Raw genomic sequence first — 18,259 nt, 5'->3', positions numbered from 1 at the left:
TGCCCAAATAGTTGCCCGACGCCTGACATTCCGCTAAAGTCGCCCCCCTTCTTCACGGCATGGGGACGTTATGCAATTTATAGGCTTTGATTATGGTACTGCAAACTGCTCTGTAGCAGTGATGCGCGATGGTGTTCCACAGGCGCTGGAGATGGAAAACGGTTCAACATTGCTTCCGTCGATGCTGTGTGCACCAACGCGTGAAGCGGTCAGTGAGTGGTTATATCGCCATCATGAGGTTCCGGCAACCGGGAAAGAAACCCAGGCTTTGCTACGCCGTGCGGTCTCTTTTAACCGCGAAGAAGATATTGATGTTTTGCCCGCTAGTGTGCAGTTCGGGCTCAGTTCCCTGCGCCAGTACATGGAAGACCCGGAAGAGGTTTACTTTGTTAAATCGCCAAAATCTTTCCTTGGCGCCACCGGCTTAAAACCGCAGCAAGTCGCGCTGTTTGAAGATTTAGTCTGCGCCATGATGCTGCACATCCGCAATCAGGCGCAAAGCCAGGTGGCCGAGCCGATTACCCAGGCCGTGATTGGCCGCCCGATTAACTTCCAGGGCTTAGGTGGCGATGAAGCAAACCAGCAGGCGCAAGGCATTCTTGACCGCGCAGCACATCGTGCTGGCTTTAAAGATGTGGTGTTTCAGTTTGAACCGGTAGCGGCGGGCCTGGATTTTGAAGCCACGCTAACCGAAGAAAAACAGGTGCTGGTCGTCGATATCGGTGGCGGTACCACCGACTGCTCAGTCTTGCTGATGGGGCCGCAATGGCGCGCCCGTCGCGACCGCGAACAAAGCCTGCTCGGCCACAGTGGCTGCCGTGTTGGCGGTAACGACCTCGATATTATGCTGGCGTTCAAACAGCTTTCCCCATTATTAGGGATGGGTGGTCAAACAGAGAAAGGCATCGCACTGCCAGTATTGCCGTGGTGGAATGCGGTGGCGATAAACGACGTTCCCGCGCAAAATGATTTTTACAGCAGTGCCAATGGCCGCATGCTCAATGAATTGGTACGCGATTCACGCGATCCTGAAAAAGTCGCGTATCTGCAAAAAGTCTGGCGTCAGCGCCTGAGCTATCGCCTGGTGCGTGCTGCGGAAGAGAGCAAAATTGCGCTTTCCGACAGCCAACAAGTCGCCACGCTGCTGCCGTTTATCAGCAAAGAATTAGGCTGCGAAATCAGCCAACCCGAGCTGGAAAGTGCGATTAGCCAGCCGCTGCAACGGATTCTGGAGCAAGTCACGCTGGCGCTGGAAAACAGCGCCGTGAAACCGGACGTGATTTATCTTACCGGCGGTAGCGCCCGTTCACCTTTGCTAAAACAGGCACTGGCGCAGCAATTACCAGGCATTCCGCTGGCAGGCGGCGATGATTTCGGCTCGGTGACCGCAGGTCTGGCCCGCTGGGCTGATGTGGTATTTAAAGACTAAAACACAACGCCGTGGGGAAACTCACGGCGTTTTAGATTTTCAGATGTTTCACCCCATCGGGAAATTCAATTTGCAGCGAAAGCTTGCCGCCCAACGCTTCGATATAACGTTTTAACGTTCCCAATTTGACTTCATTACCGCGTTTTTCAATCGCCGTCACCGCCGGTTGGCTAATGCCCATCGCGTCGGCCAGTTGTTGCTGCGACCAGCCCATTTGCTCGCGAATCATATTCAAACAGCTTTCCAGAATCAGTTCCTGAGTCGCTTCAGCTATTCGTTGCTGACTTTCAGGTGAACGACGAGCAATTAACTCTTCTAATGTGCTGTAACCTTTCGGATTGTTTTTCATATTATTTTTCCTGTGACTTCAACCAAGCTATAAACTCTTTGTCCGCAATCGTGATCATCGATTCGTAGAACCGTTTAGTTTTCGACTTATCACCTGCGCACAACAGAACAGCATTCCGGCGGTAATCAAAAATATAAAATGCCCGAACGGGCTTACCCTGGTGCTGAACTCTCAACTCTTTCATGTTGGCAAAACGTGAACCATTTACAGTGTCGGCATAGGGACGAGGCAAACAAGGCCCCCAAAACCGTAAATGCCCCATCACTGCAAGCATCTTTTCCTGAAGATCATTGTGTTGCTCATCAAACCATTCTTCATACCGTTTTGTAGTCAATATCTTCCATGTCATAGCGTCGCCTTATAAACTATAGGTTATATTTGAAATATAAACTACAGTTTATTGCTTAAGAAATGAACAGGATACTATTCAAGCGTATTCCTACGAGCCTGTACGCAAAAAACCGCCTTCTAAGACTTATCCATACAGTACTTCATATTTCCTCCATTTTTCCGCCACCCTCACTCACTACACTAGTATCATTAGGCCTATAGGCTCCAGGAAGAGAACACTTACAACTATGAAAGGCACTCGCACCGCACGTGGGTTATGGATTGCAGCCGCAGTCATTGTCGTTATTGCCGCCGTTTTTTACTGGCGCAGCACGAATTCCAGTAACGACACCGCAGGTTCGCAATCAGCACAACAGCGCTCCGCTGGCAGTCGTCATGGGATACGCGGTGCGGCGCTTGCTCCGGTTCAGGCGGCAATAGCGACCAGTGAATCGGTGCCGCGTTATCTCACTGGCCTCGGTACCATTACTGCGGCAAATACCGTGACGGTACGCAGCCGTGTCGACGGGCAATTACAGGCGATTCACTTCCAGGAAGGGCAACAAGTTAAAGCCGGTGATTTGCTGGCAGAAATCGACCCAAGCCAGTTCAAAATCGCTCTTGCCCAGGCTCAAGGCCAACTGGCAAAAGATCAGGCGACTCTCGCCAATGCCCGCCGGGATTTGGCGCGTTTTCAGCAACTGGTCAAAACCAACCTGGTATCCCGCCAGGAACTGGACGCCCAACAAGCGTTAGTCAATGAATCTGTCGGTACCATTAAGGCCGATGAAGCCACCGTTGCCAGCGCGCAATTACAGCTCGACTGGAGTCGCATCACCGCACCGATTGATGGCCGCGTCGGCTTAAAACAAGTCGATGTCGGCAACCAGATTTCCAGCAGTGATACCACAGGCATTGTGGTGCTCACCCAAACGCACCCTATCGACCTGATTTTCACCTTGCCTGAAAATGATATTGCCACGGTGGTAAAAGCACAGAAAGCGGGTATGACACTGAGCGTCGAAGCGTGGGATCGTACCAACAAGCTGAAACTAAGCAGCGGTGCTTTACTGAGTCTCGACAACCAAATCGACGCCACCACCGGCACCATCAAACTCAAGGCGCGTTTCAATAACGAAGACGACGCGCTGTTCCCAAACCAGTTCGTTAACGCGCGCATGTTGGTGGATACCCAGCAAAATGCGGTCGTTATCCCGACTGCGGCGGTACAAATGGGTAACGAAGGCAACTTCGTTTGGGTGCTTAATAGCGAAGATAAAGTCAGCAAACATCTGGTAACCATCGGCATTCAGGATAGCCAGAAAGTCGTGATCACCGCCGGAGTTTCTGCCGGTGACCGCGTGATAACCGACGGTATTGACCGCCTGACCGAAGGCGCCAAAGTGGAAGTGGTTGAAGCACAATCCGCGACCTCAACCACGCCGGCAAAAAGCACTGACGCGCCAGCAAAACATCATCGTAACGGAGCGGCTTCCTGATGCAGGTATTACCCCCTGGCGCCACAGGAGGCCCATCGCGCCTGTTTATCCTGCGGCCGGTTGCCACCACCCTGCTAATGGTGGCTATCTTAATTGCCGGGATTATCGGTTACCGCTTCCTGCCAGTTTCAGCGCTACCAGAAGTCGATTACCCGACAATTCAGGTCGTCACACTCTATCCAGGTGCCAGCCCGGATGTGGTGACGTCGGCGATCACCGCCCCACTTGAACGCCAGTTTGGGCAGATGTCTGGCCTGAAACAAATGTCTTCGCAAAGTGCCGGTGGAGCTTCGGTGGTGACGCTGCAATTCCAGCTAACGCTGCCGCTTGATGTCGCCGAACAAGAAGTGCAAGCGGCGATTAACGCCGCCACTAACCTGTTGCCGACTGACCTGCCGAACCCGCCGGTTTACAGCAAAGTGAACCCGGCCGATCCGCCGATTATGACGCTCGCCATCACCTCAACCGCCATGCCGATGACGCAAGTCGAAGATATGGTGGAAACGCGTGTGGCGCAGAAAATATCGCAGGTTTCCGGTGTCGGCCTGGTAACGCTTTCCGGCGGCCAGCGCCCTGCGGTGCGCGTGAAACTGAACGCGCCAGCGATTGCCGCACTAGGTTTAACCAGCGAAACCGTGCGCACCGCAATTACCAGCGCCAACGTCAATTCGGCAAAAGGCAGCCTTGATGGCCCGGGCCGCTCCGTGACGCTATCTGCAAACGACCAAATGCAGTCTGCCGCTGAGTATCGCAATCTGATTATTGCTTACCAGAACGGTGCACCGATTCGCCTTGGCGATGTCGCCACCGTTGAGCAAGGGGCGGAAAACGCCTGGCTCGGTGCATGGGCCAACAAGCAGCCGGCGATTGTGATGAACGTGCAACGCCAGCCTGGCGCGAATATCATCGACACCGCCGACAGCATTCGTGCGATGTTGCCCGCATTAACCAAAAGTTTGCCTAAATCGGTCGAGGTGAAATTACTCAGCGACCGCACCACCAATATTCGTGCCTCGGTCAGCGACACCCAGCATGAGTTGATGCTCGCCATCGCCCTGGTGGTGATGATTATTTACCTGTTCCTGCGCAATGTCCCGGCGACCATTATCCCGGCGGTGGCGGTTCCGCTGTCGTTGATTGGTACCTTTGGCGTGATGGTGTTTCTTGATTTTTCGATCAACAACCTGACGCTAATGGCGCTCACTATCGCCACCGGTTTTGTGGTTGATGACGCGATAGTGGTGATTGAAAACATCTCGCGTTATATCGAAAAAGGCGAAAAGCCGCTGGCTGCCTCATTGAAAGGGGCCGGAGAAATTGGCTTCACGATTATCTCGCTGACCTTTTCGCTGATTGCGGTACTGATCCCCCTGCTGTTTATGGGCGATATTGTTGGCCGCCTGTTCCGCGAGTTTGCCGTCACGCTGGCGATCGCCATTTTAATCTCAGCGGTAGTGTCATTAACGCTAACGCCGATGATGTGCGCACGCATGTTAAGCCACGAATCGCTGCGCAAACAGAACCGTTTTTCGCGCGCCAGTGAGCGTTTCTTCGACCGTGTGATTGCCGGATATGGCCGCCTGTTGACCCGCGTGTTGCACCACCCGTGGCTGACACTGGGCGTGGCGTTTGGCACCCTGGCGCTGACGGTGGTGCTGTGGATTTTCATTCCTAAAGGCTTCTTCCCGATTCAGGATAACGGGATTATTCAGGGCACCTTGCAGGCACCCCAATCAGTTTCGTTTTCCAGCATGGCGCAGCGCCAGCAGCAGGTTGCCGATGTCATCATGAAAGATCCGGCGGTCGAAAGCCTGACGTCGTTTATTGGCGTGGATGGCACCAACCCGTCGCTCAACAGTGCGCGTTTGCAAATCAACCTCAAGCCGCTGAACGACCGTGACGACCGTATTCCGGTGGTGATTCAGAGGCTGCAAAATAATGTGGCTAAAGTGCCGGGCATCGAGCTTTACCTGCAACCGGTGCAGGATCTGACCATCGACACCACCGTCAGCCGCACGCAGTATCAGTTCACCTTACAGGCCACCTCGCTTGACGAACTCAGCACCTGGGTGCCGCAACTAACCGAAAAACTGCGCGCGCTGCCGGAACTCGCGGATGTCAGCAGCGACTGGCAGGATCAGGGGCTGGTGGCATATATCAATGTTGACCGCGCCAGCGCCAGCCGCCTGGGTATTTCGATGTCAGATGTCGATAACGCACTGTATAACGCCTTTGGTCAGCGCCTGATTTCCACCATTTACACCCAGGCAAACCAGTATCGCGTGGTGCTCGAGCACGACACCACTACCACGCCTGGGCTAGGCGGGCTGGATAACATTCGCCTTGCCAGCACCGATGGCGGCAGCGTGCCGCTCAGCGCCATTGCCAAAATCGAGCAGCGTTTTGCACCGCTGACCGTCAACCATCTCGACCAGTTCCCGTCGTCCACGTTCTCCTTCAACGTCACCAGTGACCATTCGCTCGGCGAAGCGGTGCAGGCGATTACGGCGGCGGAAAAAGATCTGGCGATGCCAGCAGACATCAGCACCCAATTCCAGGGTAGCACCCTCGCCTTCCAGGCGGCGTTAGGCAACACCATCTGGTTGATAGTTGCCTCGGTAGTGGCGATGTACATCGTGCTCGGCGTGTTGTACGAAAGCTTTATTCACCCGATTACTATTTTGTCGACGTTGCCAACGGCAGGTGTCGGGGCGCTACTGGCGCTGATGCTGGCGGGAGCCGAACTGGATGTTATCGCCATTATCGGCATCATTTTGCTGATCGGTATCGTCAAGAAAAACGCCATCATGATGATCGACTTCGCGCTGGCAGCTGAACGTGAACAAGGGATGAAACCCTACGACGCGATTTATCAGGCCTGCTTACTGCGCTTCCGCCCGATACTGATGACCACCCTTGCCGCATTGCTGGGTGCATTACCGTTGATGCTGTCGATGGGTGTTGGTGCGGAACTGCGCCGCCCGCTGGGTATCGGCATGGTCGGCGGGTTGCTGGTCAGCCAGGTGCTAACGCTGTTTACTACGCCGGTTATCTATTTGCTGTTCGATAACCTGTCGCACGCGGTGCGTCGCCGTTTTGCTCGTCGTGATGAGGAAGTGCTGTGAAATTCTTCGCACTGTTCATCTATCGGCCAGTCGCCACCATTTTACTGACTGTCGCCATTACCTTGTGCGGCGTGCTGGGCTTCCGTCTGCTGCCGGTAGCCCCGCTGCCGCAGGTGGATTTCCCGGTGATTATGGTTAGTGCATCACTGCCGGGCGCTTCGCCAGAAACTATGGCTTCGTCGGTTGCCACACCGCTTGAGCGCGCACTCGGGCGCATTGCGGGCGTGAATGAGATGACCTCATCAAGTTCACTGGGCAGTACGCGCATCATTCTGGAATTTACCTTCGACAGGGATATCAACGGCGCTGCACGCGATGTGCAGGCGGCAATCAACGCGGCGCAAAGTTTGTTACCGAGCGGAATGCCAAGCCGCCCGACCTACCGCAAAGCCAACCCGTCAGATGCACCGATTATGATTCTGACGCTGACTTCCGACACCTTTTCCCAGGGGAAGTTATATGATTTTGCCTCCACGCAACTGGCGCAAACCGTGGCGCAAATTGATGGCGTGGGCGATGTGGATGTCGGCGGCAGCTCGCTCCCGGCGGTACGCGTGGCGCTCAACCCGCAAGCGCTGTTTAACCAGGGTGTTTCACTGGATGCCGTGCGTACCACTATTGATAACGCCAACGTCCGTCGCCCGCAAGGTGCGGTGGAAGACAGCTCACGCCGCTGGCAATTGCAGACTAATGATGAACTGAAAACCGCAGCCGAATATCAGCCGTTGATCATCCATTACAACAACGGTGGGGCGGTGCATTTGAGCGATGTCGCCACCGTGACCGACTCGGTGCAGGATGTGCGTAACGCCGGGATGGCGAACGCGAAACCGGCGATTTTGCTGATGATCCGTAAGTCACAGGAAGCAAACATCATCGAAACGGTGGACCGCATTCGGGCAAAAATCCCCGATCTGCGTGAAACCATTCCGGCTTCAATAGATTTGCAAATCGCTCAGGATCGCTCGCCAACCATTCGTGCCTCACTTGCGGAAGTCGAGCAATCGCTGGTGATTTCAGTCGCGCTGGTGATTCTGGTGGTGTTCCTGTTCCTGCGCTCTGGCCGCGCCACGCTTATTCCAGCGGTAGCGGTTCCGGTGTCGTTAATCGGCACGTTTATCGCCATGTATCTGTGCGGCTTTAGCCTGAACAACTTGTCGCTAATGGCGCTAACGATTGCCACCGGTTTTGTGGTGGATGACGCCATTGTGGTGCTGGAAAATATTTCACGTCATCTCGAAGCGGGAGTTAAACCGTTGCAGGCCGCACTTCAGGGGGTGCGCGAAGTCGGGTTTACCGTGCTGTCGATGAGCTTATCGCTGGTGGCGGTATTCCTGCCGCTGTTATTAATGGGCGGGTTGCCTGGCCGCTTGTTTAAAGAGTTTGCCGTCACGCTGTCGGTCGCCATCGGGATTTCGCTGGTGGTGTCGATTACCCTGACGCCGATGATGTGTGGCTGGTTATTAAAGAATAACCCGAAGCATTCTCCGACTCGTCAGCGTGGATTTGGTCGCCTGTTAGTGGCGATGCAGCAAGGCTATGGCCGCTCGCTGAAGTGGGTGTTGAATCATACCAAACTGGTTGGCGTAGTGCTGTTGGCGACCATGGCGCTCAACATTTGGTTGTATATCGCCATCCCGAAAACCTTTTTCCCGGAGCAAGATACCGGGCGTTTGATGGGCAATATTCAGGCCGACCAAAGCATTTCCTTCCAGGCGATGCGCGGTAAGTTGCAGGATTTCATGAAGATTGTGCGTGATGATCCGGCGGTGGAGAACGTCACCGGCTTTACCGGTGGTTCGCGCGTTAACAGCGGCATGATGTTTATCTCGCTCAAGCCACTTTCCGAGCGCAAAGAAACCGCGCAACAAGTGATCGACCGCCTGCGCAAATCACTGGCAAAAGAGCCGGGTGCCAGCCTGTTCTTGATGGCGGTGCAGGATATTCGTGTCGGTGGTCGTCAGGCCAACGCCAGTTACCAGTACACGCTGCTTTCCGATAATTTGGCCGATCTGCGAACCTGGGAGCCAAAAATCCGCCAGGCGCTGAGCAAACTGCCGCAACTTGCTGACGTTAACTCCGACAGCCAAAACAATGGCGCGGAAATGGATCTGCTTTATGACCGTGACTCGATGGCGCGTCTGGGAATTAGCGTACAAGACGCCAATGCCTTGTTGAATAACGCCTTCGGCCAGCGCCAGATTTCAACCATCTATCAGCCGCTTAACCAGTACAAAGTGGTGATGGAAGTTGACCCGCGCTATACGCAAGACATCAGCGCACTGGATCAAATGTTCGTCATTAATAAAGAAGGCAAAGCAATACCGCTGTCGTGGTTTGCAAAATGGCAGCCCGCGAATGCACCGCTGTCGGTGAACCACCAGGGGCTTTCTGCCGCCTCGACGGTTTCCTTTAACCTGCCGACGGGTGTCTCGTTGTCACAAGCCAGTGAAGCTATCGACCGTACCATGACCGCGCTCGGCGTGCCTTCAACGGTGCGCGGCATGTACGCCGGTACCGCGCAAGTTTTCCAGGACACCATGAAATCGCAGGTGTTGTTAATCATCGCCGCCATCGCCACGGTCTATATCGTGTTGGGGATTTTATATGAGAGCTACGTTCACCCGTTGACGATTCTCTCGACTTTGCCGTCTGCGGGGGTTGGCGCATTGCTGGCGCTGGAAATTTTTGGTGCGCCATTTAGCCTGATTGCACTCATCGGTATCATGCTGTTAATCGGCATTGTGAAGAAGAACGCCATCATGATGGTGGACTTCGCCATCGACGCGCAGCGCAACGGCAATCTGCAACCTGAAGAGGCTATTTTCCAGGCCTGCTTACTGCGTTTCCGCCCGATTATGATGACCACGCTGGCAGCGCTGTTTGGCGCATTACCTTTGGTGCTTACCAGCGGTGATGGCGCGGAACTACGCCAGCCGCTCGGGATTACCATTGTCGGCGGTCTGGTGGTCAGCCAATTGCTGACGCTGTACACCACGCCGGTGGTGTATCTGTTCTTTGACCGTTTACGGATGCGGTTTGCGCGTAAAACCACTTCAGCAATCGCTGGCGGGTGACGCTTTGCTTAACCGCCCTACAAAACCTTGCCGTTGTAGGGTGGATAAGCGCCAGCGTCATCCACCGTTTATGAAGGATAGTTAAATGACTGAACTGCCTGCTGCCGTGCGCTGGCAACTGTGGATTGTCGCCTTCGGCTTCTTCATGCAGTCGCTGGACACCACCATCGTCAATACCGCCCTGCCCTCCATGGCGGCGAGCCTCGGTGAAAGCCCGCTGCATATGCACTCGGTGATTGTGTCGTATGTCTTAACGGTGGCGGTAATGTTGCCGGCCAGCGGCTGGTTGGCTGACCGTGTTGGCGTGCGCAATATCTTTTTCACCGCCATCGTCTTGTTCACTATCGGTTCGCTGTTATGCGCCCATGCAGCAACCCTTGACGAGCTGGTGATGGCGCGCGTGGTGCAAGGGATCGGTGGCGCAATGATGGTGCCGGTTGGGCGTTTGACGGTGATGAAAATCGTCCCGCGCGAGCAGTATATGGCGGCGATGACCTTCGTCACCTTGCCTGGGCAAATTGGCCCGTTGCTTGGCCCCGCGCTCGGCGGCGTGCTGGTGGAATACGCCTCCTGGCACTGGATCTTCTTAATTAATCTTCCGGTGGGCATTATCGGTGCCATCGCCACGCTGTGGCTAATGCCAAACTACACCATGCAGACGCGCAAATTCGACATGATGGGTTTTGTGCTGCTGGCCTTCGGTATGGCGGCGCTGACCATTGCGCTGGATGGCGCCAAAGGTTTGGGCATCACACCATCAACGCTGTGGATGTTGGTCGGCGGCGGATCGGCGGCAATGGCGCTCTATTTGTGGCACGCCAAAGCCAATGACAACGCTTTATTCAACCTCAATCTATTTAAGACGCAGACCTTTTCACTCGGTTTACTGGGCAGCTTCTGCGGACGCATCGGCAGCGGCATGATCCCGTTTATGACGCCAGTGTTTCTGCAAATCGGCCTCGGGTTTTCGCCGTTCCACGCTGGGTTAATGATGGTCCCGATGGTGCTGGGCAGCATGGGCATGAAACGCATTGTGGTGCAGGTGGTAAACCGCTTTGGCTACCGCAACGTGTTAGTCACCTCCACGCTTGCTCTGGCGCTGGTCATCTTATTGTTTATGGCAACCGCGCTGATGGGCTGGTATTACGCGTTGCCGGTGGTGCTGTTCTTGCTCGGAATGGTGAACTCCACCCGTTTCTCCTCAATGAACACCCTGACGCTAAAAGATCTGCCTGACGATCTGGCAAGCTCCGGCAACAGCTTGTTGTCGATGGTGATGCAGCTTTCGATGAGTATTGGCGTCACCATCGCCGGATTGTTACTGGGCATGTATGGCCATCATCAACTGACGGCAGATAGCACCGTGGTTCACAGCGTCTTTATGTATACGTATCTCAGCATGGCAGTGGTTATCGCTCTGCCAGCGCTAATTTTTGCTCGCGTCCCAAAGGACACCACCAAAAATGTCGTGATTGCGCGGCGTAAAAGGAGTAGCTCATGAAGCTGTGGCGGCCAGGCATTACCGGCAAACTGTTTTTGGCGATTTTCTCCACCTGCCTGGTGGTACTCGCCACCATGCACTGGGGCGTGCGGCTCAGCTTCGAACATGGGTTTATTGACTACATCAAACGCGGCAATGAACAGCGTCTGGAGATGCTCAGCGAAGCGCTGGGTGAACAATATGCGCAGCACGGTAACTGGCAGTTCCTGCGCAACAACGACCGTTTTATGTTCAAGCTATTGCGCTCTTTTGAGCATAGCGATGATGAAAATCATAACCTGCCACCCCACGGCTGGCGCACCCAGTTTTGGGTTGTCGATGAAGATTACAAAGTACTGGTTGGCCCGCGTGGCCCGGTTCCCGGCGATGGTATGCGCCGGGCGATTAACGTGAATGGCCGTGACGCCGGTTGGGTGGTGGCTTCGCCCGTTGAACGGCTCACACGCAACACCGATATTAATTTCGACAGACAGCAACGTCGCACCAGTTGGATTATCGTCGCTTTCTCCTCCCTGCTTGCGGCGGCGGCCACCTTCTTCCTCGCTCGCGGGCTACTGGCTCCGGTGAAACGGCTGGTTGAAGGCACCCATAAACTGGCCGCCGGGGATTTCACCACTCGCGTCGATCCCACCAGCCAGGATGAACTGGGCAAACTAGCGCAAGACTTTAACCAACTTGCCAGTACGCTTGAGAAAAACCACAACATGCGCCGCGCCTACATGGCGGATATTTCCCATGAATTACGCACCCCGCTGGCCATTTTGCGTGGCGAGCTGGAAGCGATTCAGGATGGCGTGCGCAAATTCACCCCTGAATCCGTTGTCTCGCTACAAATGGAAGTCGCGACGCTAACCAAACTGGTTGATGACTTGCACCAGTTGTCGATGTCCGACGAAGGGGCATTGGCCTATCAGAAGCAGTCGCTGGATATTATTAACTTACTGGAAATTGTTGCTGGTGCGTTCCGTGAGCGTTTTAATTCGCGCGGTTTAACCATTAGCCTGGCACTGCCGGACAGCGTGACCATTTTTGGTGATAGTGACCGTTTAATGCAATTATTCAATAATTTGCTGGAAAACAGCCTGCGTTATACTGATGCCGGTGGGCAATTGGTTATTTCCGGTGAAGTGGTGAATCAGCGTTTCGTGATGCACTTCGCCGACAGCGCGCCGGGCGTCAATGACGAACAGTTGACCATGTTGTTTGAGCGCTTTTACCGAACTGAAGGTTCGCGCAACCGCGCCAGTGGCGGCTCAGGGCTTGGGTTGTCTATCTGCCAGAACATTGTCGACGCCCATAATGGCAAGCTTTCCGCGACCCATTCGCCTTTCGGCGGGGTTAGCATTACAGTAGAGTTACCGCTGGAGCCAGAATCGTTGAGACCTGTATGACCGAGTTACCGATTGACGAAAACACACCGCGCATCTTAATTGTTGAAGACGAGCCTAAGCTCGGCCAACTGTTAATTGATTACTTACGTGCCGCGGGATATGCACCAGAATTAATTACCCACGGCGATAAAGTGCTGGCTTTTGTGCGCCAGACACCACCGGATTTAATCCTGCTCGACTTAATGCTCCCCGGCACCGACGGCCTGACACTGTGCCGTGAAATCCGCCGCTTCTGCGAAATTCCCATCGTGATGGTGACCGCCAAAATCGAGGAAATCGACCGTCTGTTAGGGTTGGAAATTGGTGCCGATGATTACATCTGCAAACCTTACAGCCCGCGTGAAGTCGTGGCACGAGTCAAAACCATTTTGCGCCGCTGCAAACGCCAGCGCGACCCCATCGCTGCCGATGAAATTAGCCCGTTGATTATCGATGAAAGCCGCTTCCAGGCTAGCTGGCACGACAAACTGCTGGATTTAACTCCGGCTGAATTTCGTCTGTTAAAAACCCTGTCACATGAACCGGGTAAAGTCTTTTCACGCGAACAACTGTTGAACCAGCTTTATGACGATTACCGCGTCGTCACCGACCGCACCATCGACAGCCATATTAAAAACCTGCGCCGTAAGCTCGAAGCGCTGGATGAAGAACAGTCGTTTATCCGTGCCGTGTATGGCGTGGGTTACCGCTGGGAAGCCGATGCCAGCCGGATTGATTAACCTCATTTATACGGATGTGAGTGACAATGAAGATACGCAATTTTGCGTTATTGCTGCTGGTATCGGGCATGGCCCATGCAGAAATCACCGAACAACAAATGGCCGCCGACTGCGCAAAAATCCCTTCTTACGCAAGCCAGGGCGAACAATTCTACAAAGCCAAAGATTACCCTAAAGCACGCGAAGCCTTCGAAAATCAGGTGACCTGGAGCGAAGGTTGCCGACTCGATGACCAGGCTATCGCCACCGCGTACAACAATGTGGCACTCACCTGGATGCGCCAGAAAGAATGGCGTAAAGCTCGCGCCTGGCTGATGCTCAAACCTGACGATGCCAAGTCTGTTTACAACCTGGGGCTTATCAAAGAAAAGCTGGCGGCCTTGCCGAAGCCGACTTCCGCTGCGGGTGAATACTGGAATTACGCTGGGCTGGCATCCTGGGAGACATTCACCTTAAAAGACCTCGAAAAAGAATCCGCCTATTCTGTTGATTTTCAGGGTTACTATCTCGGCATGATGGCGCTTTATTACGGCCCCAATATGGGCGAGTTCTCAGAGAAGGTGACACTCAAAAACAACAAAGGGGTTATCGCTCTGCGGGAAGGCGACTATATTCAATGTGACATCTCGCTCACCGTTTCGCCCGAAGCCATCGACGCCACCACAGGTGAACCCGCTGAATGCGGTTTTGGCATGAACGTCCGAGCCGATGGGCACTATCTGCGAGTAGACTGACGCTGACAAACCAGGCAAGGGAAAGCCATGTGTGACAATAACGCTCAAAAAACCTATCAACCGCGCAATGTCATCAACTCGACCGATGTCATGGCGACAATCGTCATGCGCAGTGAACAGCGCAGCGATAGCGAAGACATTCGCCGCTGGTTGGCCAACCATTTTTATCGCTGGGTAATTGGCAGTTTCCCTCACGTAAACCCGGTACGCAACGCAATTGATTACGCCACCTGGTTCGGAATCGGCACTGACATGCCTGCATGGTTACCGCCGAAACTGGCCGACGGCGGCACGTTCTATTATCTCGACCCACAGCATCCGGACATCCACGCCACTGAGCGTAATGTGGTGGAATTTCTCTCCCGCCAAAACGACACCCGTCTGGCTGGAAAACTACAGCGTATCAACTGTTTTACCGTACTGGAGATGCGCGAGGCTGAGCATAAAAAAATGCAGCGCCGCCGTCAGCAAGGCTGGTGCCCCACCACCCAGGAGGTGCTGAAAAAAGTCATCAGCGTGGCCAGCGGGACGCTGTATGAGTTTGACGCCACGCATCCGGCGCTACGCAGTGAAATGGCCTATGAATCCTGGCATATGCAGCACTGTGTGGGGCACTTCCAGGATGCTAACGCCCTCACTGGCGGTTACGGCGATCACTATGCCAGCCGCCTTGAACAGGGAGCGATGCGCCTGTTCAGCCTGCGCGACGATAACAATATTCCCCACGTCACCATCAGCCTGCGGGTCACCCCGGATGGGCCTGAGATCGAGCAGATCAAAGGTAAGCAAAACCGCCATCCGGTAAAAAAATACGCCACCGACGTTCTGCATTTACTGCGCCATGTTGCCCCGCTACCGGTACGCCATGCCGACTGCGAAGGCATGGGTATCGTTTATGAAAAGACAGCGGAACATCAAGGCTGGAAATTCATTACCGATATCCAGGACGAGGGATTTCTGCTGAGCGTGCTGCACAACAATTTCCATTTGCTGCAACACTTCGCCACGCCGCCCATCGCGTTCCAGTGGTTGCTGCTTCACAGCGCGCCAGGCGAAATGCACCATCTGCAAACCATTGACCCGACGGTGGCAACCGCGGCTGAAATGCTGTATCCGCAAAAAAAATGGCACCCGACATTTGCCGGGAAAAACACCAGCAGCGAACCGTTTGAAATTGAAGGCCTCACGCTGCAAACCACCCGCTATCTTACCGCTGACGAGAGGAAGTAACGTTGCATCTCCTCCTTTCACTGCTAATCGCCATGCTGATTATTTTCTGGAGAGCCAGAAAAAAAGCGAAGCGAGCTAAAACCAGAACAGCGCAAGAACCAGGAAAAGAACATCTTGAGAAAAGACGCCACGATACCCGTCGACGCCAATGGGCACTGGCGCTGGCTGATATTCTCATGTTGCGTAACGGGCTTAAAACTAAAGACATCACGCTAACGTTCAAGATTGATAACGCTAAACGCCAGCAACTGGCGCAACAGGTAAAAAAAGAACTCGGGCTGAAAGAAGATCTTGATGGCGGCGCACTACGCGGACAAGTGGCTGATATTTTAAATCATTGGCCTGGCGGTGTGGGTCAAACACCCTACGGTTTTTATGACCAGTTAGCCGCCCGTGGACAGGTACGCGACGCACTGGCTTTCGACTGCGCGCGCACCGCCTTTTTAACACGCTGCATCGCCGGGTTAGGCTGGTGCAGTGAAGAACACGCGTGGCTGGTTTTACTGCTCAACGCCCAGCGCGCCCAGGACTGTTTCAGCAGTTGGGAAGATTACGCCACCGCCTACGTGCGCGCTCGCCAGATCTGGCTGGAACTCCACCGCACGCCAGCGACGGTTGCCGGGCGCGATCTCCAGATCGTCATGCAATATCTGGAGAATCCGTTCAGTCACTGGCGGGCATTGCCGTGGAATGAATTTAAAATTTTCGAACTGAATTGAGGGATGAACACATGGAACTGAACGATGCCGTTATTAACGCCACCGCGACAATGTGTAACAGCAAAATGGAGGAAAATAGCGGGCAACGAGAGTGGTTTATCGCCGATATTGCCAGCCAGCTGCAAGCGAAACGCTACGACGAACTGGACGCCCTGTTTAACCATGCGCTGGCGGAAAGCTTCACCAGCCGCGAGGCGGAAAGACGCTATTTCCACGCCTGGACACAGATGTGTAACCCCCTCAATGATATGGAGCCACTGGTTGAAGCTGGCCCAGAAGGGTTGGCGCTGATCAAAGCCTGGCAAAATGCCCGCCCGCGTTCCACTCACGCCTGGCTTGCCGAAGCGCAATACTGGAACCATCGTGCCTGGCTATACCGCAGCTACGGCTGGGCGCGCGATACGACGGACGCAATGTGGGTTTGCGCCAGCGCCTGCAATGAACAGATGGTGATTGCTGCAATCAACGCTATTGACTGCGAACCGCGCCAGTGGATGGCGGCCTCACTCGCCAGCACCAACGCGCAGGTATTTGGCGAACCCGACTGGCTGGCTGATTTTCTGGAAGGTGCAGAGACTGCTGGCGCCGCTGGCGTACCGAAACTGGCTAAATTTCATCTGCGTTCACCGCAAGAAATGGACGCGCTGATGGCGTATTCCGGTTTATCACTGGACAAAGCCGTCTGCCCCTCCCTGCCACGCCCACAGGTGCTGCCAGCACCCGACAACGAATCCCCCCAAAAATACTGGATAACAGTATGTCTGGCCATTTTCCCGACGGCATACCACGCGCTGGACGAGTATCTTCCGTTTCGCATGCCACGCTGGCGCGGTTCCCATCAAGAAATTGAGGAGTTCCTCGCATCGCCATCCTGTGCGCATCTGTCTGATAGCGAGCGTGAGCACCTGGAACTGCTGATCTGGTGGGACGAATGCCGCGACCTGCGCATCAAAGATATTGACTCCCCAGCAACCCTTGAGAAAACCATCGCCAAAGCGGAAGCTATTGCCTGCCATGCCCGCAACCAGGAAGACCGCCACAATGCGCTGGAATGGTTGCTGGACTGCTATGACGACTCAAAGAATGAAGAAGCACTTTGGCGCTGTATCCAGCGAGTAGTCATGGAGAAAAAGAGCCTAAGTAACTATTTCACCTATCAGGCACTCAAATTTGCGCTCCGCGATTTCCCGGACAGCCACTGGATTTATAATTTTATTTGCCAAAACTCACAACAGGCAGAAGGCTGGGCGGCGTTGATTTATCGCGGTTATTTCCAGCACGCAGGGCTGTTTGGCTTTGAGAAAAATGAACAACAGGGTAACGCCTGGCTTGCGAAAGTTTCAGCCATAAAATACAGCGCGACCTGGAAATGGACCATCCGCTCCTTCGGCTGGCTCAACCGCCCGGAGTATTGCGTAGCGCTGGCAGAAGCTGGTGCGCAGCGTAATATCCCCGGCGCACTCCAATGGCTGGGTGATGAATATAACAATCGTATCGATGGCACTCTTGTCCCTTATCAAACCGCGACTGCACTGGACTGTTATCAGCGCGCCGCACAAATTTTGCTTGAGCAAATCGCCCTTCGCGACAGCACGCGGAGCCTGATCGCCAATGGCGGTTATAGCGAATATGAAGCGGATTTACGGGATATTCATTTCAGCCTCGCTATCTGTAATCAGCGATTGTGCGAGGAAGAAAGCGACTGCGCTAAGTGGCCCGGCTACGAAAAAAATCTGCTGGATAACCTCTGGCAGGCGCACCAGTTGGGTCACGAACAGGCCTGGGCGCTATTCATGCTCAATATTTTTGAAGTCACCGATTTGACGCTGGCACATGCGCATTTGGCGCTGGTGCAGGAAGAAGCTAACAAAGGCACGTTGCAGGCGATGGTGACGCTGTCGCGTTTGTATGGCAACAAGCAGGATAAGACGTTGTTTAATATCAAACAAAGTGCGAGATGGGCCCATTTTGCCGAAGCACTCTATCCGGATAGTGATGTGGTAAGAGATTGCCTGGCTGTGGTGCATTTTGACACGTTCTGGAAACGTTTACGTTACGCCTGGCACACCGCGCGTATCCCGGCCTCCGAACTGCCAGGCGAGGTCAACCCGATGGTGTAGCCGTTTACTCAGGCGCTCACTGGCGATACAATGCCC

At 54.3% G+C, this 18,259-nt stretch carries 13 protein-coding genes; 11 read left to right on the top strand and 2 right to left on the bottom strand.

Features of this window, described 5'->3' with window-relative positions; genetic code table 11:
* Positions 1 to 70: 70 nt before the first annotated feature.
* Positions 71 to 1,429 (top strand): molecular chaperone, encoded by a 1,359-nt coding sequence (gene yegD / locus D8682_RS23865; RefSeq protein WP_064545181.1) that lies wholly within the window; start codon positions 71 to 73, stop codon positions 1,427 to 1,429.
* Positions 1,430 to 1,460: 31 nt separating this feature from the next.
* On the opposite strand, the gene D8682_RS23860 is transcribed toward yegD, so the two are convergent.
* On the bottom strand, positions 1,461 to 1,778 hold the full coding sequence (locus D8682_RS23860; RefSeq protein WP_064545179.1) for a helix-turn-helix domain-containing protein: 318 nt from the start codon (positions 1,776 to 1,778) through the stop codon (positions 1,461 to 1,463).
* A gap of 1 nt (position 1,779) precedes the next feature.
* Complete coding sequence (locus D8682_RS23855) at positions 1,780 to 2,127, bottom strand: type II toxin-antitoxin system RelE/ParE family toxin (protein ID WP_064545177.1); 348 nt, start codon at positions 2,125 to 2,127, stop codon at positions 1,780 to 1,782.
* 229 nt (positions 2,128 to 2,356) lie between these two features.
* Here D8682_RS23855 and D8682_RS23850 point away from each other — a divergent pair, with 229 nt between their 5' ends.
* The 10 genes from D8682_RS23850 (at position 2,357) to D8682_RS23805 (ending at position 18,223) form a co-directional block, all read left to right on the top strand.
* Positions 2,357 to 3,607, top strand: a complete 1,251-nt coding sequence (locus D8682_RS23850) for an MdtA/MuxA family multidrug efflux RND transporter periplasmic adaptor subunit (RefSeq protein ID WP_121815291.1) — start codon at positions 2,357 to 2,359, stop codon at positions 3,605 to 3,607.
* Positions 3,607 to 6,732 carry an MdtB/MuxB family multidrug efflux RND transporter permease subunit gene (locus D8682_RS23845; RefSeq protein WP_121815290.1) on the top strand — a complete coding sequence of 1,042 codons (3,126 nt, stop codon included), beginning with the start codon at positions 3,607 to 3,609 and terminating at the stop codon, positions 6,730 to 6,732. The genes D8682_RS23850 and D8682_RS23845 overlap by 1 nt, the downstream gene beginning before the upstream one ends.
* A complete protein-coding gene (gene mdtC / locus D8682_RS23840; RefSeq protein ID WP_121815289.1) occupies positions 6,729 to 9,809 on the top strand; it encodes a multidrug efflux RND transporter permease subunit MdtC in 3,081 nt (1,026 codons plus the stop codon). The genes D8682_RS23845 and mdtC overlap by 4 nt, the downstream gene beginning before the upstream one ends.
* 85 nt (positions 9,810 to 9,894) lie before the next feature.
* Positions 9,895 to 11,310 carry an MFS transporter gene (locus D8682_RS23835; protein ID WP_121815288.1) on the top strand — a complete coding sequence of 472 codons (1,416 nt, stop codon included), beginning with the start codon at positions 9,895 to 9,897 and terminating at the stop codon, positions 11,308 to 11,310.
* On the top strand, positions 11,307 to 12,701 hold the full coding sequence (gene baeS / locus D8682_RS23830; RefSeq protein WP_064545167.1) for a two-component system sensor histidine kinase BaeS: 1,395 nt from the start codon (positions 11,307 to 11,309) through the stop codon (positions 12,699 to 12,701). Before D8682_RS23835 ends, baeS begins: the two co-directional genes overlap by 4 nt.
* Positions 12,698 to 13,420 (top strand): two-component system response regulator BaeR, encoded by a 723-nt coding sequence (gene baeR / locus D8682_RS23825; RefSeq protein ID WP_064545165.1) that lies wholly within the window; start codon positions 12,698 to 12,700, stop codon positions 13,418 to 13,420. The genes baeS and baeR overlap by 4 nt, the downstream gene beginning before the upstream one ends.
* Before the next feature lie 26 nt (positions 13,421 to 13,446).
* Positions 13,447 to 14,154 (top strand): tetratricopeptide repeat protein, encoded by a 708-nt coding sequence (locus D8682_RS23820; protein ID WP_121815287.1) that lies wholly within the window; start codon positions 13,447 to 13,449, stop codon positions 14,152 to 14,154.
* A gap of 27 nt (positions 14,155 to 14,181) precedes the next feature.
* On the top strand, positions 14,182 to 15,384 hold the full coding sequence (locus D8682_RS23815) for a PcfJ domain-containing protein (RefSeq protein ID WP_121815286.1): 1,203 nt from the start codon (positions 14,182 to 14,184) through the stop codon (positions 15,382 to 15,384).
* A gap of 32 nt (positions 15,385 to 15,416) precedes the next feature.
* Complete coding sequence (locus D8682_RS23810) at positions 15,417 to 16,103, top strand: DUF1266 domain-containing protein (protein ID WP_121815769.1); 687 nt, start codon at positions 15,417 to 15,419, stop codon at positions 16,101 to 16,103.
* Positions 16,104 to 16,114: 11 nt separating this feature from the next.
* Positions 16,115 to 18,223: a DUF4034 domain-containing protein gene (locus tag D8682_RS23805; RefSeq protein WP_121815285.1), complete on the top strand. Its 2,109-nt coding sequence runs from the start codon at positions 16,115 to 16,117 to the stop codon at positions 18,221 to 18,223.
* The last annotated feature ends 36 nt before the right edge of the window (positions 18,224 to 18,259 follow it).

Origin of the sequence: Buttiauxella sp. 3AFRM03 (assembly GCF_003675305.1) — a bacterium.
In the GTDB taxonomy this organism is placed as follows: domain Bacteria; phylum Pseudomonadota; class Gammaproteobacteria; order Enterobacterales; family Enterobacteriaceae; genus Buttiauxella; species Buttiauxella ferragutiae.
The sequence above is the reverse complement of the archived record's forward strand: the minus strand, read 5'-3'. Positions and strand labels throughout refer to the sequence as shown.